Source organism: Paenibacillus psychroresistens (assembly GCF_009728935.1).
Lineage (GTDB): Bacteria > Bacillota > Bacilli > Paenibacillales > NBRC-103111 > Paenibacillus_AC > Paenibacillus_AC psychroresistens.
The window spans coordinates 404937-427803 of sequence record NZ_CP034235.1; the positions used below are offsets into that span (position 1 = coordinate 404937).

Genomic DNA, 22867 nt, shown 5'->3' on the forward strand with positions numbered 1-22867 from the left:
TTTCAGAGGTGAAATAATGCGTGAGATTCTAGACATTCAGAAGAAGCTGCTCCCGGATTTAGTTGAAGTTATGCAAAAACGTTATACGATTCTGCATCTGATTATGATCTCAAGATTAATTGGTCGACGCACCTTAGCTTCTGCACTTAATATGACGGAACGTGTATTGCGTGGGGAAATTGATTTCCTTAAAGCTCAGGGATTGCTGGAAACAGACAACCTTGGCATGCGGTTAACGGATTCAGGTCTACAGGTGCTTGAAGAGATGGAGCCGATGATCAAGCATTTGTTTGGTTTAACGGATCTTGAGGATCGAATCCAGCAAGGATTCAATATTGCACAGGTTGTAGTTGTACCGGGAGATTCAGACCTTTCGCCTTTTGTGAAAAAGGAGTTGGGACGATCGGGAGCCGCAATTCTACGCAAGTTAGTAGCCAAAAACGGAGTGATCGCTGTAACGGGTGGTTCGACAATGGCAGAGGTTGCCAATCATCTTAGACCTATACCCCAGTTCAAAGGCAGTTTATTCGTACCGGCGCGCGGTGGTTTAGGAGAAAGCTTGGAGCTGCAGGCGAATACCATTGCCTCCAACATGGCTAAGAAAACAGGCTGTCAATATCGCTTGCTGCATGTTCCCGATCATCTAGGGGAAGATGCGTATCAATCCTTAATACAGGATCCTAACATTAATGAAATGCTGCAAGTAATTCGTACCTCTCGCATAGTGATCCATGGCATTGGTGAAGCTTTAGTTATGGCAAGACGTAGAAAAGTCGACAGCGATACCGTAAAAAGCTTGCAGCAGGATGGTGCATTGGCTGAGGCGTTTGGTTATTATTTTGACCAACAGGGTTTAGTCGTTCATAAAATGCCAACCATGGGGATAAGGCTGGAAGATATTCAACAAACGGAGACGGTTATTGCCGTAGCTGGTGGGAAGAGTAAGGGAGAAAGTATTGCTGCTGTTATGCGCTTTGGTCACGATGATGTTCTGGTCACGGATGAAGCCGCTGCAAGAGAAATGCTGAAGCATTTGTAAGGACTTGAAATCACAACAAGCTTTAAGCTTGTTTTGAAATATATGATTATATCTTAGGAGGAATTTAGCATGGTAAAAGTAGGAATTAACGGATTTGGTCGTATTGGTCGTAATGTATTCCGTGCAGCTTTAAACAACCCAGAGGTAGAAATTGTTGCCGTAAACGATTTAACAGATGTTAAAACATTGGCTCACTTACTTAAGTATGACACGACTCATGGTGTTCTAGATGCAACAGTTGAAGTTGGCGACGGCAGTATCATCGTTAACGGTAGAGCAGTAAAAGTTTTTGCAGAACGTGATCCTGGGAACTTGCCATGGAGCTCAGTTGGCGCAGAAATCGTTATTGAATCAACTGGTATCTTTACTTCGAAAGAAAAAGCATCGTTGCACTTAAAAGGTGGAGCGAAAAAAGTAATTATCTCCGCACCAGCTACAGACGAGGATATTACCATCGTTCTTGGTGTTAACGAAGATAAATATGATGCTTCTCAACATACAATTATCTCTAACGCTTCATGTACAACGAACTGCTTGGCACCTTTTGCTAAAGTATTGAATGATAAATTCGGAATCGTTAAAGGCATGATGACTACTATTCACTCATACACAAACGATCAAAGCGTATTGGATGTTCCTCATAAAGATCTTCGTCGTGCTCGTGCAGCGGCTGAGAATATCATCCCTTCATCAACAGGAGCTGCTAAAGCTGTTTCCCTAGTGCTTCCGGAATTAAAAGGTTTGTTGAATGGTATGGCTATGCGCGTTCCAACTCCAAACGTATCTGTAACCGATTTGGTTGCTGAGTTAAGAGTTAACGTAACTGTTGATCAAATCAACGCAGCGTTTAAAGAAGCTTCCGAAGGCGCACTTAAAGGTATCTTGAACTACTCCGAAGAGCCATTGGTATCAAGCGATTATAACGGCGATCCTGCTTCATCCACAATCGATGCACTTTCCACAATGGTTGTCGGCGATAACATGGTTAAAGTAATTTCATGGTACGATAACGAGTGGGGCTATTCCAACCGTGTTGTAGATCTAGTTAGCTACATTGCAAATAAAGGTTTATAATTCTATACAACTAGACAGTGGAGGGGAGAAGAGATTCTCCTCTTTCCCCTGTTAAATATGCGGCTTAGATCTGATGCTTACGAAGACAGTTTTGCCAAGGCAAAACTCTGAGGAGGAATAAAAGTGAACAAGAAGAGTGTTCGTGATGTGGAGTTAAAGGGTAAAAAAGTGTTTGTTCGTGTAGATTTTAATGTGCCATTAGAAGAAGGTATAATCACCGATGATACGCGGATCCGTGAAACCTTGCCAACCATCAAGTTTCTAATTGATGCAGGTGCTAAGGTTATTTTGGCGAGTCATTTGGGTCGTCCAAACGGTAAAGTAGCAGAAGAGTTACGTTTAACACCTGTAGCTGCTCGGCTTTCTGAGCTTTTAGGCAAATCCGTTGCCAAAGCAGACGAAGCCATTGGCGAAGCGGTGCAAGCGCAAGTTGCTCAGCTTAACGAAGGCGATGTTCTATTATTGGAAAACGTCCGTTTTTATGAAGGTGAAGAAAAGAATGACCCGGAACTAGCGAAAGCTTTTGCAAGCTTGGCAGATCTATTCGTCAACGACGCATTTGGCGCTGCTCACCGTGCTCATGCTTCAACCGCTGGAATTGCACAATTCATCCCTGCAGTAGCTGGCCTTTTGATGATAAAAGAACTAGATGTACTGGGCAAAGCCTTGACTCGTCCAGAGCGTCCTTTCACAGCAATCGTTGGCGGCTCCAAGGTTAAAGATAAAATCAGTGTCATTGAAAACCTTCTAAACCTAGCCGACAATATCATCATCGGTGGTGGATTAACATACACCTTCCTTAAAGCACAAGGGCATGAGATTGGTAAGTCCTTGGTAGATAACAGCAAATTAGAGCTAACATTAAGCTTCCTAGAAACGGCAAAAGCAAAAGGCGTAAACTTCTTGTTGCCTGTCGATATCCTAGTTGCTGATGATTTCAGCAAAGATGCCAACACTCAAATCGTTGATATTGACGGAATCCCAGCAGATTGGGAAGGCCTTGATATCGGTCCTAAAACACGTGAGTTGTATGCTAAGACGATTGCTGAATCCAAATTGGTTGTCTGGAACGGTCCGATGGGCGTATTCGAAATCGAGCAATTCTCAAAAGGCACTCTAGCCGTAGCCGAAGCTTGCGCAGCAACTTCAGCTTACACCATCATCGGCGGTGGCGATTCCGCAGCAGCCGTTGAGAAATTCCACCTTGCCGACAAAATGGACCACATGTCCACCGGCGGCGGCGCCTCCCTCGAATTCATGGAAGGCAAAGCCCTCCCCGGAGTCGTAGCTTTGCTTGATAAGTAAGTAATTAAATCTTTGCTCTTAATTAGCAGTTGGAGATCAGAGTTAGCCTAGTTTAGCTTTTGTAGCTTAGTTTAGCTTTTGTAGCTTAGTTTAACTTTTGTAGTTGAGTAATATAATTAATTTTCAATGCTTTTGACCTGTATCCCTTTGCTTCAGTGCGGGGGAGATAAGCCGAAGAAGTAATGTTGTGCAATTTAGGTTTTTGCTCCTTATAAGAATTCTCCATTCGTGAGAAGTGGATTAGTACTTACTGTTACGGAGTGAAATGAACGTTTGAGATGTAGATTTAGTTGGTTGAAAACGGGTAGTGGAAGGTTTGTATGTCGAGTGGAAAGTTTACGTGCCGCCTTTGAATATTGCATCGTTTCATCTTGTTTTATTTCAATAAAAAAGGATGCAATTCCAAGAGTGGCTGGAACCGATATACAATCCTGAAACGATCTTAATTTTCAACAATTAGCTTTTACTTAAAAAGGAGATGAACGAGTTGAGGCAGCCCATAATAGCAGGAAACTGGAAAATGTTCAAAACGATCGCAGAAACAAAGGCTTTTGTAGCAGACGTAATAGGTAAAGCGGAGGTAGACGGTGTAGAAAGCGTGATTTGTGCGCCTTACACAAGCCTGCCAGCACTAGTTGAAGCCGTAAAAGGCACATCACTTAAAGTCGGCGCTCAGAACTTGCATTTTGAAGACAACGGCGCATTCACAGGTGAAATCAGCGGCATTATGCTAAAAGAACTAGGCGTAGATTACGTCATAATTGGCCATTCCGAGCGCAGAGCTTATTTTGCAGAATCCGACGAAATCGTCAACAAAAAAGTTCATGCAGCCTTCAAGCACAGCTTATTGCCGATCGTTTGCGTTGGCGAAAAGCTCGAAGAACGCGAAGCTGGACAAACCAAAGAAGTTTGCAAAGTACAAACAGAAGCAGCATTGCAAGGCTTGAGCACAGAGCAAGCGGCACAGGTTGTCATTGCATACGAGCCAATTTGGGCGATTGGAACAGGCAAGTCGTCAACTTCTGAGGATGCTAACGAAGTAATCAGCTACATACGCGAGCTGGTAAAAGGTCAATTCGGCGCAGCGGTTGCAGATGCAGTGCGTATCCAATACGGCGGCAGCGTGAAACCAGGCAACATTAAAGAATATATGGCGATGTCAGATATCGACGGTGCTCTTGTCGGCGGTGCCAGCCTTGAAGGAGCATCCTATACTCAATTAGTAGAGGGGGCCAAATAAATGTCTAGACCAAAGCCAGTAGCTCTAATTATTCTCGATGGATTCGGACTGCGTAATATTGTGCAAGGCAATGCTGTAGCGCAAGCGAACAAGCCGAACTATGATCGTTATATGGCGACCTACCCGAATACAACGTTAATTGCATGCGGTGAAGCAGTAGGTTTGCCCGAAGGTCAAATGGGCAATTCTGAAGTAGGACATCTAAACATTGGATCAGGTCGAATTGTTTATCAGGACTTAACGCGGATTTCTAAATCGATTCGTGATGGTGATTTTTTCGAAAATGAGACTTTGGTTGGGGCTATTCGTTACGCTAGAGACAGTCAGAAAAAGCTGCACTTATACGGTTTGCTTTCCGATGGCGGCGTGCATAGTCACATTAAGCATTTATTCGCTTTACTGGATCTGGCTAAAAGAGAAGGCTTGAAGGATGTTTACATCCATGCATTTCTCGACGGTCGTGATGTTCAACCAGATAGCGGTAAGGATTATATGATGCAGCTGCAAGCCAAAATCGCTGAAGTTGGCGTCGGCCAAATTGCTACCGTACAAGGTCGTTATTATGCCATGGATCGTGACAAACGTTGGGACCGGGTACAGCTTTCCTATCGTTCTATGGTTTACGGCGACGGTCCGCAGAATACGGATCCCATGCAAGTTATTCTCGATTCTTATGAGAAAAAAGTATTTGATGAATTCGTACTGCCAACCGTTATTGTAAAAACAGATGGAACTCCAGTAGCATTAGTTGAGGACGAGGATGCCGTTATTTTCTATAACTTCCGCCCTGACCGCGCTATCCAGTTATCTAATGTTTTTAATAATGTCGATTTTAGAGAGTTTGATCGTGGTGTGCAGTGGCCGCGAAATTTATATTTCGTTAGCTTGACGAAGTTCAGTGAAACGGTGGGCGGACTTGTAGCTTACAAATCCAATAACTTGGATAATACGTTGGCCGAAGTATTGGCTCAAAACGGTTTGACTCAGCTGCATACGGCTGAAACGGAAAAATATCCGCATGTGACGTTCTTTTTCAACGGGGGTCGTGAATCGGCTATGCCTGGAGAAAGTCGCATTATGATCAAGTCACCTAATGTGGCAACGTATGATTTAAAGCCAGAGATGAGCGCATACGAATTGGCAGCATCCACTGTAGCTGAAATCGAAGCAGATCGTCATGATGTAATCATTCTTAATTTTGCTAATCCGGATATGGTGGGTCACTCTGGCTTGCTGGAGCCAACTATCAAGGCTATTGAAGCTACAGACGAGTGTCTGGGTCAAGTAGTGGAAGCGATCCTGGCAAAAGGCGGAATTGCCTTAATTACAGCAGATCACGGTAATGCAGATGAAGTTAGAGATCCAGAAGGTCGTCCGATGACGGCTCATACTACAAATCCCGTTCCTTTTATTGTCACAGCTAAACATGTTACACTAAGAGAAGGCGGCATTTTGGCTGATATAGCACCAACGATTTTAGACATATTGCAAGTAGCCCAACCGATTGAGATGACAGGAACATCCATAATTCAAAAATAAGGAGTGTTAGAAACCATGACAATTATTTCCAATGTTTATGCACGCGAGGTTCTAGATTCACGAGGCAATCCAACTGTTGAGGTAGAAGTTTACTTAGAATCCGGCGCACTAGGTCGCGCTATCGTTCCATCAGGAGCTTCCACAGGCGCATACGAAGCCGTTGAGCTTCGCGACGGTGACAAAGGTCGTTACTTAGGTAAAGGCGTTCTAAAAGCTGTAGAAAACGTCAACGAAATTATTTCACCAGAAGTAATTGGCATGGATGCATTAGATCAAGTCGGTATTGACCAGCTAATGATCGAATTAGACGGAACTCCGAACAAAGCTAGATTAGGCGCTAATGCTATTCTTGCAGTCTCCATGGCCGTAGCTCGCGCTGCTGCAGAAGCTTTGGATGTACCTTTGTATGTTTACCTAGGTGGATTCAATGCTAAAACTTTGCCAGTACCGATGATGAATATTATCAATGGTGGTGAGCACGCAGATAACAATATCGACGTTCAAGAATTCATGGTTATCCCGGTTGGTGCTGAGAGCTTTAAAGAAGCATTGCGTACAGGTGCTGAAATTTTCCATAGCTTAAAGGCTGTTCTTAAAGAAAAAGGCTTGAACACTGCAGTGGGTGACGAAGGCGGATTTGCTCCAAACCTTAGCTCCAATGAAGAGGCAATCGTTACTATTCTTGAAGCAATCGAAAAAGCCGGTTACAAACCAGGCGTAGATGTATTCCTAGGTATGGACGTGGCTTCAACTGAGTTCTACAAAGATGGCAAGTACCACCTTGCAGGCGAAGGCAAATCCTATACATCAGCTGAGTGGGTTGATTTCTTGGCGGATTGGGCAGACAGATATCCGATTATCTCCATTGAAGATGGCTGTTCCGAAGATGATTGGGAAGGCTGGAAGCTTCTAACTGAGCGTCTTGGCGATAAAATTCAACTAGTAGGCGATGATTTGTTCGTTACAAACACGGAGCGTCTTGAAAGAGGAATTAACGAAAATATCGGTAACTCCATCCTAGTTAAAGTTAACCAAATCGGTACTTTGACAGAAACTTTTGATGCGATTGAAATGGCTAAACGTGCGGGTTACACAGCTGTAATCTCTCACCGTTCAGGCGAAAGCGAAGACAGCACAATTGCTGACATCGCAGTAGCTGCAAACGCTGGCCAAATCAAAACAGGCGCACCGTCACGTACGGATCGCGTTGCTAAGTACAATCAATTGCTTCGCATCGAGGACGAGTTGGCTCAAGTGGGCAAATATGCTGGTAAGTCAGCATTCTATAACCTTAAGAAATTCAAGTAAGCTTCTAAACGAATTCTATAAATAAATCCTAACAAGGGTGGCTGCGGATTAAACGCAACCATCCTTGTTTTTTAGCGTATTAGGAAAGCGGATATTTGCGAGTGCGGGAGGTAAGGCTATGGTAAAGTGGTCCAAAACAATTTTGTATATTCTGGGATCGGCGATTTTAGCGAATTTTTTGCCGTTTTCTTCTTTTTTTAAGAATGTGGATACGTTGATTCATGAATTCGGGCATGCATGGATGACACTGGTCCTATCGGGTAGTGTGATGAATATTGCTTTATATTCCGACCAAAGCGGGGTAACGCGTTCGGCGGTTTCTAATGGCTGGTCGATGCTGCCGATTGGGCTAGCTGGGTATATGACGGCTTCGTTGTTTACTTGGTTCTTGTTTGCTTCCTATGCTAAAGGCAAGCAAAGAAGCGGTTTAATGGCAATTACGATTATTGCTGCTGCTACTTTGGTATTTTTTGTGAGAAACGGGTATGGTTTTATTTGGTTGCTTGGTTTTATCGCCTTGAATGTGGTGGTGCTAATGTTCGCGGGAAAAGGGATAAGCCGCTTTTACTACTTATTGATCGCCTTCTTGTCCTTAGAGGAGTCTGTTTTCGGTCCAATTTGGCTGAACTTTTCAGCTGTCCTTCATTCCGGTAGAGCAGGAGACGCCAGCTTGCTGAGTCAAACGACATCCGTTCCTGCCTTGGTCTGGTCATTATGGTTCACTTTATTCGCGGCTTGGTGTGCGAAGCAGGCGATCACAGCTTTTGTCGGGCGGGAAAAGAATCCAAAATGAGCAAACAAGATCACCAGCGAGTGGACTTTACACCAGAAATAGTTGTCTTTTGCTCGCCCTTATGATAGAATACTCTTGCTGTCTGTATACGAACGGAACCTGCCAGTCGGCGTAGGGTGCCGATTTGACATTTAATAGGAGGAACAATCATGGAAATTACGTTGAAAATATTTCTAATTATTATTTCATTAGGTCTAATTACCGCGGTATTGCTGCAAAAAGGGAAAAGCGCTGGTATATCTGGAGCTATTTCAGGTGGAGCTGAGCATTTATTCGGTAAAACTAAAGCACGTGGCTTGGACTTGTTCTTATCCCGTTTAACGATGGTATTGGCTGGATTGTTTATCGTTCTTTCCGTAATGGTTGCTTACGTTGTAAAATAATGCTTAAAAACTTTCTAAACAGTGGGACTTGCTCCTACTGTTTTTTCTTTTTCCATGAAGTAGGGTGCGCGTCCTAGGTTTTGGCAGTTAAAAATAGTGTATACTAACAGTTACATAGACAATATTTACAAATAGAGACATTTAATTTGGGAAGGCTGGTGAATATATTGGTATCAGAGCAGGAATTACTCGAATATATGAGGGGAAAAGCTTATAAACCCTTGACGTATGTGGAGATGGAAAAGCATTTTCAAATAAATAATGCCGATGATTTTCGTGAATTTTTAAAAATGCTGAGTCAATTGGAGCAGGCAGGTACAGTGATTCGTACCCGCAATGAAAGATATGGAGTACCGGAACGGATGAATTTGATTCGAGGCAAGCTGCAAGCCCATGCTAAGGGCTTTGGTTTCTTATTGCCTGAGGACAAAACACAGCCGGATGTTTACATACATGCGAATGACCTTCATGGTGCGATGAATAATGATATTATTTTTGTGCGAATTACGTTAAAGGGTGCGACAGGCGGCAAGCTCGAGGGTGAAGTGGTGCGGGTTATTACGCGAGCTAATACGCAGGTTGTAGGTGTATTTCAGGATCGTGAAACTCATGCTTACTTGTTGCCGGATGATAAGCGGATGGTACGGGATATTTTTATTCCAAAGATTTCGTATTTAGGTGCAGTGGATGGACAAAAGGTCGTTGTGAAAATTGTCAATTACCCCGAAGGCCATGCGGCTGCAGAGGGTGAAGTTATTGAAGTGCTGGGGCATAAAGATGATCCTGGTGTTGATATCCTATCTGTTATCCGTAAATTTAATTTGCCCGAGGCATTTAGTGAGGAAGTTAATGCAGAAGCAGATAAAGTTCCAGACACGATTCGCGAGGACGAGCTTGTTGGACGTCGCGATCTACGCGGTAAACGGATTGTAACGATTGATGGTGAGGATGCCAAGGATCTAGATGATGCGGTTAATGTTGAGCGTTTGCCTAATGGAAACTTCTCGTTAGGTGTACATATCGCGGATGTGAGTTATTATGTTCGTGAGAACTCTCCTTTGGATGTGGAAGCTTATAATCGTGGGTGCAGTGTGTACTTGGTCGATCGAGTGATCCCCATGCTGCCGCACCGGCTATCTAACGGGATTTGCAGCTTGAATCCGAAGGTGGACCGCTTAACCATGTCCTGTGAAATGGAGATCGATTCTAACGGGATCGTTGTTCATCATGAGATTTTTACGAGTGTAATTAAAACCAGTGAACGCATGACCTATACGAATGTACGCAAAATTCTGCGCGGTGAAGATGCCGAATTATTGACACAATATGATTATATTAAGGCTGATTTCTTCCTGATGGAAGAGCTGGCATTGAAGCTGCGCGGTCGCCGGATGAGTCGTGGTGCGATTGATTTTGATTTCCAAGAAGCGAAGATTAAAGTCGATGAGAACTGCAAGCCAATAGCGATTGAAAAAAGAGAGCGTTCGATTGCTGAATCGATTATTGAAGAGTTTATGTTAAAGGCCAATGAAACGGTTGCGGAGCACTTTAACTTGTTAAAAGTACCGTTCCTCTATCGGATACATGAAGATCCAGACGCGGAAAAGCTGCTGCATTTCATGGAGTTTATTACTAACTTTGGTTATGTGGTCAAAGGGATGACGGGCAATCGTGTTCAGCCGCGTGTGCTGCAGAACCTGTTAGCCGAGATTAAAGGCAAGAAGGAAGAAACGGTAATCAGTACGGTGTTATTAAGATCTATGAAACAGGCTCGTTATGATGCGGAGAGCACGGGGCATTTTGGCTTGGCTGCCGAATATTATTCTCACTTTACATCGCCAATTAGAAGGTACCCTGATTTAATCATTCATCGCGTGATGAGGGAGATTATTGAGGCTGGTCAAGCGAAAGCTGAGCCAGAGGTTAAAAAACGCGGGCGGAAGAAAAAGGTTGAGGAAGTTGTTGAAGGGGCTGAAGGTTCAAGTGCTGGAGAATTAGGTGCTGGAGCGTTAAGTGCTGGAACCTTAAGTGCTGAGCCTATTAAAGCCACACCGATTGGTGGTGGTCTTTCTGCGAAGAGATTTGAGCATCTTGCTGCTCGGATGGTGGATATTGCTCGCCAGTCTTCTGAGCGTGAGCGTGTGGCGGTTGAAGCTGAGCGTGAGACGGATGCCTTGAAGAAAGCCGAGTTCATGCTGGATAAAGTCGGCGAGGAATTCGAAGGCATCATCAGCAGCGTGACCAGCTTCGGGATGTTCGTTGAGCTGGATAACACGGTGGAAGGGTTGATCCGTCTTAGCGATCTGACGGATGATTATTATAATCATCAAGCTGCGCAGCATGCGCTGATTGGCGAACGAACCAGTAAAGTTTATCGCATCGGCGATGAAGTTAAGGTGCGCGTAGCGCGAGTGAGCATAGCGGAGCACACCATCGATTTTGAGATGGTGGATATGAAGCCGCGCGGCGAGAGGGTTCCTCGCGCGAAGATGTTCCCGCGCGGTGCCGGCGGCGCGGGTGAAGGCCGCGGACGCGGCGGCGGTTTCGCTGGCGGGCGCAGCGGCGAAAGCGGGGCTAGCCGCCGCAAGCGTAGCAGCGGCGAAGGTTCTAGCGCGCGCGGCGGCGGTAAGCGCGGCGCAAGGGCGGGCGAGCCTGTAGGCGGCGGAGCCTCTACGGGCGAGAGCAAGCGCAGTGGCACGAATACGAATAGTATCGTGCCGGGGCAGGGCGTTTCGGTTGGCAATCCTCGCGCTGGTGCTAACGCAGCAGGCAAGGCCAAATCATCGAAACGCAGTAAAAAACCGTTTTACAAAGGTGTCGCCAGCACCAGTCCAAAACGGAAAAAATAACTAAAACCATTTCTTCAACCCGATACGCCTTGATTTATCGGGTTGAAGTTGATACAATTTACTCCTAGTCACGAGAATTGCCATTTAATGCTACGTCAATAACAATGAGGTGAACCATGGGTAAGACATCCATGCACGACAAACCGCTCGCACAGAACAAAAAAGCTTCCCATGATTATTTCATTGAGGAAACGTACGAATGTGGCATGATCCTAACGGGGACGGAGATTAAATCCGTACGCAAAGGAAGAGCGAACATCGGAGACAGCTTTGCTACCATTCGTAACGGAGAAGCTTGGGTGCATAATATGCATATCAGCCCCTTCGAGAATGGCAACACCAGCAACCCGCCTGACCCGACTCGCACACGTAAGCTTTTGCTGAAGAAGCCTGAGATTAAGAAACTGCTCGGTGCTGCGAAGCAACAAGGTTATGCGATTGTACCGCTTAAAGTCTATATTAAAAATGGCTATGCCAAGCTTTTAATCGGACTAGGTAAAGGTAAGAAATCGTATGACAAGCGTGAGACAGATGAGAAAAGAGATGCAACACGCGACATTCAACGTGCTTTGCGTGAGAAACAGAAGAAGATACTGTAATCGCAGTATTGGGGCTTTTCGGTGGAGTTACCAATAGTTAAGCTGCGTAATCGGCATCCATTTATGCTATACTGATTAAGTAAGATTTTAGACAAGTTTGAACTGCTTGACCGCAAGGTCAGTAACCTTCAATACTGTCAATTCATGGGGACGTTTATGGATTCGACGGGGGTAGTTTGGGCATAGGTAGCGAGTAGTGGGGACGCGTCCGCTTTATCAACGCTAAAGCCTATTAAACGGCAAAACTCAAAACAACTACGCTTTAGCAGCCTAAGAACTGTCGGCGTGCTTCTCCTCAGCATCGTCCATGTGACTGAGACAGGGGCTCAACAGTAGTGGAATACGCTAACCCATCTCCGCCTGCGGTGGGCTGAAGAAGACAATCAGGCTGACCCAAAGAGTAGTCGGTTACAGGACGACACTAGGGTGACATCAAATCTGTAACTACACTCGTAGAAGCATATGTTGCGATACCTTCGGACAGGGGTTCGACTCCCCTCGTCTCCACCATGAAAGCCCCGACCGCATGAGGTCGGGGCTTTGTTTTACCTAAAATTGTAGCCCGATTGTAGCCGTTAGTTTTTTAACTATTAATTTCATTGTATTTCGAATTTATATATTACAAAAATTTCGTCATAACTGGTATCAAATTTTATTACAGAACTTACATTTTCATTGGGATGTAAAAGCAATTTATAAAGTATAATATGTGTCTTGAAGCATAATCCTACCTTTTTGTAGTGAAATACTTCAAAATACTGACGGCAAAGAAATGCTTCAAATTCGATAAAAAAAGAAGCCGCCAAGGCAACTCCCATAGATGAAATTTTATTATTGTTATTATGCTATCATTACCCGTTAGTCATACATGTCGCTCAAAATCAGCTCTGCACCACTGAGGATGAAAAAAGGATTTTCATGGTAGTTTAATGATATGCCAATTGCTTTTTTCACTCAATCAAGCCCAAAGAAATCATCAAAAGATTCTCCGTTTAACTTGAATAGCATCCGATAAACACCCAAATTTTTATTCTTGTACTCAATTGGTATGTAGGAGACTGCGTAATCAAATTGATATGAGATAGCATCGTATTCCTTTGATTCATCCCATCTGTCAATAAATAGTGCTACATTCTTAAGTTGAATATTGAGTTGCGATTCATCAAAATCTTCTCCAAAGACTTCTCTACATTCTTGGGGATCATCGTTTTTATAATTATTGAAGCAATACCAAAAACCATCAATACTTTTCTTTTCAATTTCATTTTCCAAAGACCATTTTCGTAACTCGTTTATCATATTAGAACCATCCTTTATTTATCAATATCCGACCGATTTTATTGCTTTTGTTTAAGTATACCAACCAGAACTTGCTAAGTTAAACTGCCAGTTACTTTAGCGAACAAGGAATATTAAATGTAGCAATTTCTACCATTATCTTTCATTCAAAGAAATAAGTTCATTCCTGGGGCTTCAGTTGCCCTCTCCTGAAATCCGAACTTTTCATAAAATGCTTTTTTACCCTTAGCACAAGCGAGTTGAACCCATCGAATATTTTTAGACTTACAATGATTTAAAAGGTTCTCCATTATACGTTTTCCAAGACCTTGGTTCTGATACTCAGGTAAAACAATCATTTCACAAATAAAACATTGAATAAATCCATCGGATACTATACGACCTGAAGCCACAAGCTTATCATCATTGTAGGCAGATACTATAAACCAGCTATTTTTTAATCCCTCATAAAGCAAGTCAGCAGTAAATACCCCATCATTGTTCCAACCAGTAGATTGGTATAAATGAAAATAGTCTTCCTTATTAGGAATATCTTTGTGAAAAGAAATATCCAGTTAAATCAGCCTCCCTATGAATATATCAAATGGTATAAATTTTGTATCAATGGGACTGCATATCTAACAGAAGACTCGCTATGCTGTAGTCACCCGTTAGTTGAGTAATGAAAACGAAAGCGTCAACAACTTCTAACGGGGTACCGTTGCAAAGGATTGCTTATTCTTTGAATATATTATTGATATATGCCCTCCAATAGTCCACTAACCAATCGTTATATTTATCATACAGTGGTCTTATATCTTCCTTCGACAAAGTGTGAGCGATACATCCTCTGTCATCGTACATATGAAAAAGAATATTTTTTTCTTTGTTAATAAAGTAAATCTTCTGTCCGATGGCTGGTTCTTTACCCTGCTCATAATGAGAAATGCCTTCAAAGATTTTCTTGGATGGAAATGAAGAAACCAACCCAAATAAGATTTTAATTTGGTATTCATTCTTTACTTCGATGCTGATTCCATTCTCATCTTCGTCCTCATCTAAATCAATACCGATTCCAGTTTCTAATGACTTGCCTTCAAGAAGATCGTAAAGATAGTTCGGCGTTGTGTTTCCGAACATTGGATCTTCATACCCTGCCCAGTCTTTGATGTATACATATATATAATCTTCTGGTTTAAACAGCTCTTCAAAGATCATGCTAACTCTTCTGTTTACTTGAAGTAGCCGTTGCTTTGAACCGTTACGATATGGCTCACCCAATTCAAATCGAATATTTGTATCGCTCCAAAAGTTAGGGAACTTTTCCTGTAAATATTCATTAATTTCCTGTATCATTCTGCACCCCAATGCACTTTATTCCGCTCTCCTGCCCGTTCCCTCAATAGAAAAGAAGAGTTATTTCAGAATAGCAAGCTGTTCAGCTATCGTATCCGTTTAATTTTTTTTGCCTATTACCTAATCTTTATTAATTTGTGTAATTGCTTGTTTAATTTCACCACCAAAAGCCCATCCTTTTGCTTCAAGAAACTCAGTAAACGCGTCTAAAAAATCATTAATATGAATTGACTCCTTAAACCTACCATCTATAACATTTCCCTTAATATGTATTTCCGCTAATTTCTTTTTATTAAGGACCACTTCATTTTCCCACACTGGTTTCCATAAAGGGTCTTTTTCATAATCATATTTATCAACATTATTTAAATAATTCTTCTCACTAACACCAAATTTAATAAAGTTCCTTTGTGCTTGCCTTAAACAAACTCCATTTGCACCACCCCAATAATCTGGATTTTCATTCATCAGATTATCGTCTTCCCAATAACAAATGTCACAAATATCAAATGTACCAGAAGGTTCTTCATCAAATGCTCTGTACCCACAACAAGGACAAGTATATTTATTCATAACATCGACTCTTTCTTATGAGATTTTATTGTCGAAATATATTAAATTTACAATCTCAACCGTGAACAAAGGATTTACCTCTCACATTACGCATCAAGTATATCCATATTTTAACACATTCCTGTGAAAGATAACTACCCGTAGCTTAATGTTTAATCCAAATTAATATCAATTCAACTTTAGAACTTTAAACAACGATATGCTCCAGCGTTTACAGATTATGTATCAAGTCAGATGATAAAAAAGTTGTATTAATAAAAAACAAAATAGGTAGGACTGTCCTACCTATTTTTTGTTAGGATCATTTAGTTTTCAAGAGCTAATCCCATTATGTCTATTGTTTTTTTATGAGTTTTATCAAATCGGTGGGTATAGATTTTGCTCGTGGTAGAAATATTAGAGTGACCCAAAACCTCAGAAATTGACATTAAATCAACTTTTTTATCATAGAGGATACTTGCGAAGGAGTGTCTTAAGTCATGTAATCGAATTTTTTTAAAATTATTCTTCTTAAGGAAATTACTGAAGTGTTCACTTAGCGAATTCACTCGATAAGGCGATCCATCGTTTTTTGTAAATACATAATCAGAATTAATATATTGATCTTTAAATACTTTTTGATTTATGGCTTGTTCATCCTTCTGCTTTAATAATGCATCGTGAAGATCGGCTGGGATGTGAATACATCTTATACTTGATGCATTTTTGGGTTCCTTAATAATGGTTTTCTTTCCTGCAGACGTTCTTACTTCCTTTATTAGTATAGTTCGATTTTCGAGGTCAATAAATTGCCAACGTAAACCGATAATTTCAGATCGTCTTAAGCCTAAATAAGATCCAAGGTATACAGCAATTGCGATTGGTGTATCATTTACTTTATTTAGTAATTGGCGTATTTCTGAAGATTCATAAGTGCCTCCAACGAATGGTTTAATTTTTGGTAGAACTACTGCTTCTAATACATTACGATACACCAAGTCTTGGGTTTTTCCGTAGTTGATTGCGCATTTTAAGCAAATATGGTGTTTATGCACAGTATTTGGAGATAGTCCATTATCGTCTATTAGATGATTGTAGTAGTTTTGAATATGAAGAGCTGTAAGTTTGCTAAGTTCAATTTCACCAAGGTATGGTATGAGGTGTTTATAGATAATATTCTCATAGCCATATAAAGTTGTTTCAGCCCATATTTTATTCTTGGTATGAACTTTTAGCCATAATTCCATTAATTCTTTGATTGTGCATTTGGATGACGTTACAATTATCCCTCGATTGAGATTAGTATTAAATTCACTTAATAATGCGTTAGCTTCTTTTTTACTTGAAACGTTTTTGGATCGTCGATCACGCTTTCCCTTTGTATCAGTACCATAATCAAAAGTGACACGATAGCTATCACCAATTTTTTTAATGTAACCAGCCATAAATTCACACCTTTTAAATAAAATAAATTAAACTTATTATTTTTTTGGAGCAATGATTGAGAATGACTCGGGATATAAACCGAGGTTAAGATCCGCCTCAAATTCGCTTAATATTGCGTTTGCTTCTTTTCTGCTTGGAACAGTTTTGTGTTGTTGTTTACGGATTCCTTTTTCATCAATTCCGTATTCAAGGGTAACAAGATAATTAGCTCCAATTTTTTTAATATTTCCAGCCATTTAAATCACACCTTTCAGATTAGTTTATGATACTTTCGTTTATTGGTTGATCCATTTAAAGAGTTGCTCTTCAGGTATCCGAATTTGTTTCCCAATTTTTATATGGGGTATAATACCTTCACTTATCTTGCTATACATAACGTTCTTCCCGACTCTCAGTATCTTCCTTGCCTCATCAATGGTTAATAGGTGATTGTTATTACTCATGTGTTTACCTCCTTTCTTAATGGATATTGAATATGTTTTGGACATAGCTCAATGTGGTTTTGGAAATACCACATTTGGGAGTTATGTAGGAGAACAGTAATGATGACAAGGGAATGAAATGAGGTAGATTAACGGAAAAAGGAGAAGGAGGAGAGGAGTTTAATTTAAAATTTAATTGCTGCATTTACTGAACTAATTAAAATATGATGCCACGATAATTTGTAATGTTATAAATGAAGATTTCACACCTTGAGTAAGTTTTCAGCTTGATGGAGTTTTAATATTGTAGATAGGGCATCTATCGATTGAAGTATGCTTGACTCATCGTGTCTACTTAATTCAGGAAGTGTTTGATCTAATAGTGTTAATAATTCCAATAGAGCGACTTTTGCCTCTATCGTTGCTTGTGTTCTACCAATCAAGAATTCGGAAAATAGAATCTTCTCCTTAAGCAATTCTGTTAGTGATAGATTATTAAAATTTTCAATATTTGGTGGTGTTATACCCTCGTCCACTAAAACAGCATCTAATAATAACCTCTCAGGTTCAAATAGACTTTTTGCTAACATGTGTAGAGCAGGGTATGAGGGGTTTTTCCGTTCGCCTCGTTCAATTCGGCTGATATATGAAGCTGTAAGATTGGCTCTTTTTGCAAGAACACTTAAAGAAATTTTCTTGCTCAAACGAATTGTGGAAATTATTTTACCAAGATGCGATCCCGTTGGTTCCTTTTCAGAATCGTTAGAATTGATATTCATTTTGGCGCTCCTTTCGTATTTGAATAATATTACAATAATATATAATCGACCTAATGTCAAATAAATAATATTTTATTGACTATAGTCAATAAAATATTATTTAAATAAAGTTATTTTAGGAATTATGTGCTAAATGATAAACCTACGGTTTTCCTCGCTCCAAGAGATTTAAATTTATAATACAAACATCATGATGTTCAAATTTTCTCGATTTTTGTATATTTCCGAAAGTATTTTGCCTATATTTCAGCAGTTACCATCTACTTATGGAATTAAATTTTATGGTACATCAATATGAATAATAGGAGCAGACATGTAAAGAGTGTCTGCTTTTTTGTCGAATGCTGTTTATCCGTGTTATAAACTATGACCCATCAGTATAGGATATTAAATCTATTCTATGTGTTATATCAAAAGTGAATTAATCTACGTGACATTGGGAGTTTAATTACGTATAGTCCGTTAATGAGAAATCGGACGTTAATATAAAAAGTATCGGCGTTGAAGGAATAATCGCCTTAAAATATAACCGAGGAACTAACTCTTCCTGGCAATGCCGTTGTTGGTGGGCGTTTTTGCCTTGATAGTTCGGTAAGGCATAGCCCGCCATAGCCGAACTTATAAAGATGTCCATTTTTTAGGATGTGACTGTCCTGGTTCCCGCAAGGGATAGGGGGGCAAGCAATAATTGTTGTGATTACGGAGCGTTTGATACCAGACCTTGGCTCCGCTGAGCTTGTCGCTATGCGAGGCTGATGATACGGATACCTCGGCGGTTATACGCCTTTCCTCTCAGCCCCCCCTGCTACGCTAATAATATTGAATTAGCGTAGCAGGGGGGGGCATCGAGCCGTTTCCTGTACAGAGACCGCCCTCCCTTACAGTCAAGTGCTGCAGATTAGTAACAATTGCAATAGGGACAAATTAGAGAAAAAGAAACAAGGCGAGATGGCGGGGGGCAAGTTCAAAGCACAACTGTAAATGCAATTTAGATTAATAAAACACATTCTACTGCAAGAAGTAAATTCAGTTATTTAGTAGTTGTCATTGGTCTTGTTACTTACTTAACAGCAAATATAAGGACTTGCTATATTAGGTATTCCGCTTAGCTACTTAACTATGTTGAAGCAGCAGTTAAGTATTATAATATCCATACTGTTTACACATGAGGAAGGATATGGTTTACTCAATTATGACTGTATTAAATAATACATGAGGGGTACATATGGTACGAGAAATCCCCGTCCAAGGGCCTTTTGTCGTTGGGTATGCACACAATGAACTCTTTGGTAGTACGAAATATCCTCAAAAATATGACGGGGAAATTGTTAAAGATATATCGTCTGCTTTCTTTTTCAAGAATGAAGAGGCATTAAACTATGCACAAGAGGGTTATACAGTGTTTGCTGTAGAAGCGACCTTCAACTTCAAATGGTCGAACTTTGCCCAGATGTACCTAAACGCAAACTCCAAAGAAAGAATCTGTTAAAGGCTGCACTTACTGTTCTGTAAAATATCTTAAACTGAACGAAAATGCTGTAGCTTGTCCAATATGCCAAGTGAATTTGCGGTGTAATTCATGTCAGCATTGTATTTGTGGAAGTTGAAAGTGATATTACGTTTTATATATGATTTAACAGAGGGGGTATATGAAAATGTTTTTTTTAAAAAAGAAAATGAAAGACAAAGAAATAATAGAAATATCAACAACTGTGCTTGATCAGAAAGTAGAAGCTATAATTCGTTATACACATAATTACTCTGGGTTTAATTATCGAATGCTATGTAAGCGGTTTCCGAGATTTGAGGAAGAGACTGACGATTATTTAAGTGCATTTATGGAATTATACACTGCAGCGGCTTTGAGTGTTGCTTTGCACTCCCCATCAATTTCCGAGAGTAAATTTTATGGTAATGTTCTTAGTGCATTGGAAAGGCAAACTCTCATTTACTTTGAGAGTAATGGGGAGGATATGTTTAAGTTTGTTTTAAACTGCATTGATTTTTATAAAAAGCATGCGATTAAAATAATAAAAAGAGGTTACAACTTCTCAGATATTCCAGCCTTTTGGTTATTGTATAATCTTGAAGTTTATAAGGACTTTGAGAACGACTACGTCTTAATAGAACAACTTGGTAATGAATTGACGAACCACTTTATTTATATTTTTGAGGATACATGGGAATACAAAGAGGTCGATCCCCTCGAAATGCTATGATAGAATACTGGAATCTGACAATCAAAATTAAACTCCTATTGAAAAGTTAGAAATATAATAATTACGCCAAAAATCCGCTTATCTGCCTCTTCCTATTTGCGCTGACTCTTTATTTTAAATGCTTCAAACATCCACTTTACTGGGGGATAGAGGAATAAATAGGAAATATGTCGAAATAGCACTAATAAAGATATTAATTACCGATACTTAAGCTCCAATATTATTTAAGGTGAACTAAATATATTTAAAACAGGGGATGCTGCGGTATGATTGAAAAAATCAAAATTAATAACAGAGCGAGTTATGATCAAGTTGGTATTGTGTTAGATCAATTGAAACAAGTGAACTTTATCTACGGTACAAACGGTACAGGGAAAACGACATTATCAAATTCAATCAAAAACTCTGAAGAGTTCCCAGATTGTAAGATAACTTGGAATAGAGATATAGCGATCAAAAAATTGGTGTATAACAAAGAATTTGTAGAAGAAAACTTTCACCAAAAAAATAACATAAAGGGTATTTTTACATTAGGTAAAGAGTCTCTTGATATACAAGAGAAAATAACAAGTAAGGCAAGCGAAATAACGAAACTAAACGATGAAATGTTGAAACTAAAAGATAATTTTATTCAAAAAAGTATAGAAAGAAATGAAAATGAAGCAGAATATGAAGAAAAATGTTGGATACTTAAAATTAAGTATGATAGTGATCTTGAGGAAGCATTCAAAGGTTATAGGGCTGGAAAGAATAAATTTAAAGATAAATGTAAGTTAGAATCAATTAATGCGGATACAAGTATGATATTTGAGGAATTGAAAAGTTTATCAAGTAAAATTTTTAGAGGCACTAAACAGAGAATACATACCATAAATTACATTGAGTTCAAAGGGACTTCGACTGTCATTAACAACCCGATTTTAAATAATCGAATTATTGGGCAAGAAGATATAGATATCGCTAATTTGATTACCAAATTAAACATTAGTGACTGGGTGAAGCAAGGTCATATTCATATGCAAATGACAGAAGGAATTTGTCCTTTCTGTCAACAAAATTTAAATGAAGTATTTAAAGTGAAATTAGATCAATATTTTAATGATTCTTACAACGAACAACTTAAAGAATTAGAAGGCTTTAATTATAAATATGTTACTATGGTTGATGAGATACTGAATCAAATTGAAAACGTATTAAAATTGGAAAATGAGTTTATTCATAATGAAAATATAATAACCCAGAAAATCATTATTTTTACCAAGCATGAATCTAACAAGATATTAATAATGAAAAAAATGAAAGAGCCGAGTTGCTCTGTGACCCTTGAAGCAATTGGTGAAGAATTACAAAAAATAAGTGAATGTATAAACCAAGCAAACAAAAACATTAGTAATCACAATGCAATAATAGACAATTTTAACTTTGAGAAAGATAAATTAATTACTTCAATTTGGACATTCATTGCTGCTGAGAATAAGGAAGATCATAAAATCTATGTTGAAAAAGATTATCGTTTTGAGAAGGCAATTTCAGGGATAACATCTACCATAAATGTTAAAAATGCGAAAATATTGGAATTAATTTTAGAAGTAGAAGAGTTAGAAAGTCAAATAACAAGTGTGACACCATCTATAAATGGGATGAATAAACTTTTGCAATCATTTAGTTTTACAAACTTTAAATTTTTGGAAACTTCAGAAAGAGGTAGTTACAGTATAGTTAGACAAGATGGAGAAGATGCAAAGCAAACGTTAAGTGAAGGTGAAAAAACGTTTGTAACGTTTTTATATTTTATCCACTTACTTAACGGAAGTAATGATAAGAGTAGAATTACTGAGAATAAAATTGTTGTAATTGATGATCCGATTTCAAGTCTGGACAGTAATATTTTGTTTATAGTAAGTAATTTAATCAGAAAAATTATTGAGGATATTCGCACTCAAAAGGGTACAATCCAACAGGTATTCATTCTTACTCATAATATCTATTTCCACAAGGAAGTAACTTTCAATAAAGGGAAAGGTTCCAATAAATTAAAGGATGAGACGTTTTGGATTTTAAGAAAAAACAATAATATTTCTGAGATTCAAGGCTTTGATTGTAATCCAATTAAAACGTCTTATGAATTATTGTGGCAAGAGATACAATTTGCCCAAGAGAGATCTTCAAATACAGTACAAAACTTAATTAGAAGAATTATTGAAAATTATTTTAAAATATTTGGAAACTATAGCGAGGATGATATAATCAATAAATTCCAAGATGAAGAACAAATAATTTGTCGGGCGCTTTTATCATGGATAAATGATGGCTCTCACTTTACTAATGACGATTTATATATAGAATGTAATAATGATACTGTTATAAAGTATCTGAGTATTTTTGAGAGAATATTTGAAGTAACAGGACACCATGCACATTTTAAAATGATGATGGGGATTGAAGATGTAGCTTAAACGGTTGCATTGCGATAATAAGGTCGGTATAACTTTGGTAAAATCAAAATGTCATTTTTAAGATAAAATATTATCAAGAATTTGTTGTTGGTTACTATGTTTCGGCTCACTTTACAACGGAGCCAGTATTACATAATGAAGTTTATTACTTTCAAGACGATCAGGCGACCAAGATATCTCTACAAAGTTTTTATCATCTAACTTTGTCGATAATTAATCTCATCTTCTTT

At 39.5% G+C, this 22867-nt stretch carries 21 protein-coding genes, 1 other RNA gene and 1 pseudogene; 14 read left to right on the forward strand and 9 right to left on the reverse strand.

Annotated features, from left to right (window positions below; all coding sequences use genetic code 11):
• The first annotated feature begins 16 nt into the window (after positions 1 to 16).
• From EHS13_RS02045 to ssrA, 11 genes are all read left to right on the forward strand, one after another.
• Entirely contained in the window at positions 17 to 1039 is a 1023-nt protein-coding gene (locus tag EHS13_RS02045) for a sugar-binding transcriptional regulator (RefSeq protein ID WP_155698767.1), read from the forward strand.
• A gap of 69 nt (positions 1040 to 1108) precedes the next feature.
• Positions 1109 to 2113: a type I glyceraldehyde-3-phosphate dehydrogenase gene (gap, locus tag EHS13_RS02050; protein ID WP_155698768.1), complete on the forward strand. Its 1005-nt coding sequence runs from the start codon at positions 1109 to 1111 to the stop codon at positions 2111 to 2113.
• 123 nt (positions 2114 to 2236) lie between these two features.
• The gene (locus EHS13_RS02055; RefSeq protein ID WP_155698769.1) at positions 2237 to 3418 is read left to right on the forward strand and encodes a phosphoglycerate kinase; all 1182 of its coding nucleotides are present in this window, start codon (positions 2237 to 2239) and stop codon (positions 3416 to 3418) included.
• Positions 3419 to 3905: 487 nt separating this feature from the next.
• Positions 3906 to 4658, forward strand: a complete 753-nt coding sequence (gene tpiA / locus EHS13_RS02060; protein WP_155698770.1) for a triose-phosphate isomerase — start codon at positions 3906 to 3908, stop codon at positions 4656 to 4658.
• Positions 4659 to 6197, forward strand: a complete 1539-nt coding sequence (gpmI, locus tag EHS13_RS02065; protein WP_155698771.1) for a 2,3-bisphosphoglycerate-independent phosphoglycerate mutase — start codon at positions 4659 to 4661, stop codon at positions 6195 to 6197.
• A 15-nt stretch (positions 6198 to 6212) separates the two neighbouring features.
• Positions 6213 to 7505, forward strand: coding sequence for a phosphopyruvate hydratase (gene eno, locus EHS13_RS02070; RefSeq protein WP_155698772.1), 1293 nt, complete (start codon positions 6213 to 6215; stop codon positions 7503 to 7505).
• Between the two features lie 118 nt (positions 7506 to 7623).
• A complete protein-coding gene (locus EHS13_RS02075; protein WP_155698773.1) occupies positions 7624 to 8298 on the forward strand; it encodes a M50 family metallopeptidase in 675 nt (224 codons plus the stop codon).
• A gap of 149 nt (positions 8299 to 8447) precedes the next feature.
• A complete protein-coding gene (gene secG / locus EHS13_RS02080) occupies positions 8448 to 8681 on the forward strand; it encodes a preprotein translocase subunit SecG (RefSeq protein ID WP_155698774.1) in 234 nt (77 codons plus the stop codon).
• A gap of 167 nt (positions 8682 to 8848) precedes the next feature.
• Positions 8849 to 11530, forward strand: a complete 2682-nt coding sequence (rnr, locus tag EHS13_RS36525; RefSeq protein WP_227013986.1) for a ribonuclease R — start codon at positions 8849 to 8851, stop codon at positions 11528 to 11530.
• A gap of 116 nt (positions 11531 to 11646) precedes the next feature.
• The gene (smpB, locus tag EHS13_RS02095) at positions 11647 to 12129 is read left to right on the forward strand and encodes an SsrA-binding protein SmpB (protein WP_155698775.1); all 483 of its coding nucleotides are present in this window, start codon (positions 11647 to 11649) and stop codon (positions 12127 to 12129) included.
• A gap of 146 nt (positions 12130 to 12275) precedes the next feature.
• Positions 12276 to 12639: a transfer-messenger RNA gene (gene ssrA, locus EHS13_RS02100) on the forward strand.
• Between the two features lie 444 nt (positions 12640 to 13083).
• Here the strand turns inward: ssrA and EHS13_RS02105 are convergent.
• From EHS13_RS02105 to EHS13_RS36535, 9 genes and pseudogenes are all read right to left on the reverse strand, one after another.
• Complete coding sequence (locus EHS13_RS02105; protein WP_155698776.1) at positions 13084 to 13428, reverse strand: hypothetical protein; 345 nt, start codon at positions 13426 to 13428, stop codon at positions 13084 to 13086.
• 146 nt (positions 13429 to 13574) lie between these two features.
• The gene (locus EHS13_RS02110; RefSeq protein ID WP_227013758.1) at positions 13575 to 13883 is read right to left on the reverse strand and encodes a GNAT family N-acetyltransferase; all 309 of its coding nucleotides are present in this window, start codon (positions 13881 to 13883) and stop codon (positions 13575 to 13577) included.
• 259 nt (positions 13884 to 14142) lie between these two features.
• Positions 14143 to 14763, reverse strand: coding sequence for a DUF3885 domain-containing protein (locus EHS13_RS02115; RefSeq protein ID WP_155698778.1), 621 nt, complete (start codon positions 14761 to 14763; stop codon positions 14143 to 14145).
• 315 nt (positions 14764 to 15078) lie between these two features.
• Positions 15079 to 15336, reverse strand: a pseudogene (locus EHS13_RS36530) (CPCC family cysteine-rich protein); the annotation flags it as partial.
• A 305-nt stretch (positions 15337 to 15641) separates the two neighbouring features.
• Positions 15642 to 16760 (reverse strand): site-specific integrase, encoded by a 1119-nt coding sequence (locus EHS13_RS02125; protein WP_155698780.1) that lies wholly within the window; start codon positions 16758 to 16760, stop codon positions 15642 to 15644.
• Between the two features lie 36 nt (positions 16761 to 16796).
• Entirely contained in the window at positions 16797 to 16997 is a 201-nt protein-coding gene (locus EHS13_RS02130; protein WP_155698781.1) for a hypothetical protein, read from the reverse strand.
• 39 nt (positions 16998 to 17036) lie between these two features.
• Positions 17037 to 17204, reverse strand: a complete 168-nt coding sequence (locus EHS13_RS02135) for a helix-turn-helix domain-containing protein (protein ID WP_162462921.1) — start codon at positions 17202 to 17204, stop codon at positions 17037 to 17039.
• A 242-nt stretch (positions 17205 to 17446) separates the two neighbouring features.
• Positions 17447 to 17962, reverse strand: coding sequence for a helix-turn-helix domain-containing protein (locus EHS13_RS02140; protein ID WP_155698783.1), 516 nt, complete (start codon positions 17960 to 17962; stop codon positions 17447 to 17449).
• A 448-nt stretch (positions 17963 to 18410) separates the two neighbouring features.
• The gene (locus tag EHS13_RS36535) at positions 18411 to 18596 is read right to left on the reverse strand and encodes a hypothetical protein (protein WP_155698784.1); all 186 of its coding nucleotides are present in this window, start codon (positions 18594 to 18596) and stop codon (positions 18411 to 18413) included.
• A 591-nt stretch (positions 18597 to 19187) separates the two neighbouring features.
• Here EHS13_RS36535 and EHS13_RS02150 point away from each other — a divergent pair.
• The 3 genes from EHS13_RS02150 (at position 19188) to EHS13_RS02160 (ending at position 22637) form a co-directional block, all read left to right on the forward strand.
• Positions 19188 to 19451, forward strand: a complete 264-nt coding sequence (locus EHS13_RS02150; protein WP_155698785.1) for a hypothetical protein — start codon at positions 19188 to 19190, stop codon at positions 19449 to 19451.
• Positions 19452 to 19617: 166 nt separating this feature from the next.
• Positions 19618 to 20181: a hypothetical protein gene (locus EHS13_RS02155; RefSeq protein WP_155698786.1), complete on the forward strand. Its 564-nt coding sequence runs from the start codon at positions 19618 to 19620 to the stop codon at positions 20179 to 20181.
• Positions 20182 to 20447: 266 nt separating this feature from the next.
• Positions 20448 to 22637 (forward strand): AAA family ATPase, encoded by a 2190-nt coding sequence (locus EHS13_RS02160; protein WP_155698787.1) that lies wholly within the window; start codon positions 20448 to 20450, stop codon positions 22635 to 22637.
• Positions 22638 to 22867: the final 230 nt, after the last annotated feature.

Excerpts from the sequence above, each read along its gene's own strand:
- EHS13_RS36535 (WP_155698784.1), bottom strand. The coding sequence starts at position 18,596 with ATGGACATCTTTATAAGTTCGGCTATGGCGGGCTATGCCTTACCGAAC.
- EHS13_RS02115 (WP_155698778.1), bottom strand. The coding sequence starts at position 14,763 with ATGATACAGGAAATTAATGAATATTTACAGGAAAAGTTCCCTAACTTT.
- EHS13_RS02160 (WP_155698787.1), top strand. The coding sequence starts at position 20,448 with ATGATTGAAAAAATCAAAATTAATAACAGAGCGAGTTATGATCAAGTT.
- gpmI (WP_155698771.1), top strand. The coding sequence starts at position 4,659 with ATGTCTAGACCAAAGCCAGTAGCTCTAATTATTCTCGATGGATTCGGA.
- EHS13_RS02125 (WP_155698780.1), bottom strand. The coding sequence starts at position 16,760 with ATGGCTGGTTACATTAAAAAAATTGGTGATAGCTATCGTGTCACTTTT.
- EHS13_RS02075 (WP_155698773.1), top strand. The coding sequence starts at position 7,624 with ATGGTAAAGTGGTCCAAAACAATTTTGTATATTCTGGGATCGGCGATT.
- EHS13_RS02130 (WP_155698781.1), bottom strand. The coding sequence starts at position 16,997 with ATGGCTGGAAATATTAAAAAAATTGGAGCTAATTATCTTGTTACCCTT.
- secG (WP_155698774.1), top strand. The coding sequence starts at position 8,448 with ATGGAAATTACGTTGAAAATATTTCTAATTATTATTTCATTAGGTCTA.
- eno (WP_155698772.1), top strand. The coding sequence starts at position 6,213 with ATGACAATTATTTCCAATGTTTATGCACGCGAGGTTCTAGATTCACGA.
- EHS13_RS02155 (WP_155698786.1), top strand. The coding sequence starts at position 19,618 with ATGTTTTTTTTAAAAAAGAAAATGAAAGACAAAGAAATAATAGAAATA.
- EHS13_RS02105 (WP_155698776.1), bottom strand. The coding sequence starts at position 13,428 with ATGATAAACGAGTTACGAAAATGGTCTTTGGAAAATGAAATTGAAAAG.
- gap (WP_155698768.1), top strand. The coding sequence starts at position 1,109 with ATGGTAAAAGTAGGAATTAACGGATTTGGTCGTATTGGTCGTAATGTA.
- smpB (WP_155698775.1), top strand. The coding sequence starts at position 11,647 with ATGGGTAAGACATCCATGCACGACAAACCGCTCGCACAGAACAAAAAA.
- EHS13_RS02135 (WP_162462921.1), bottom strand. The coding sequence starts at position 17,204 with ATGAGTAATAACAATCACCTATTAACCATTGATGAGGCAAGGAAGATA.
- EHS13_RS02045 (WP_155698767.1), top strand. The coding sequence starts at position 17 with ATGCGTGAGATTCTAGACATTCAGAAGAAGCTGCTCCCGGATTTAGTT.
- EHS13_RS02150 (WP_155698785.1), top strand. The coding sequence starts at position 19,188 with ATGGTACGAGAAATCCCCGTCCAAGGGCCTTTTGTCGTTGGGTATGCA.
- EHS13_RS02140 (WP_155698783.1), bottom strand. The coding sequence starts at position 17,962 with ATGAATATCAATTCTAACGATTCTGAAAAGGAACCAACGGGATCGCAT.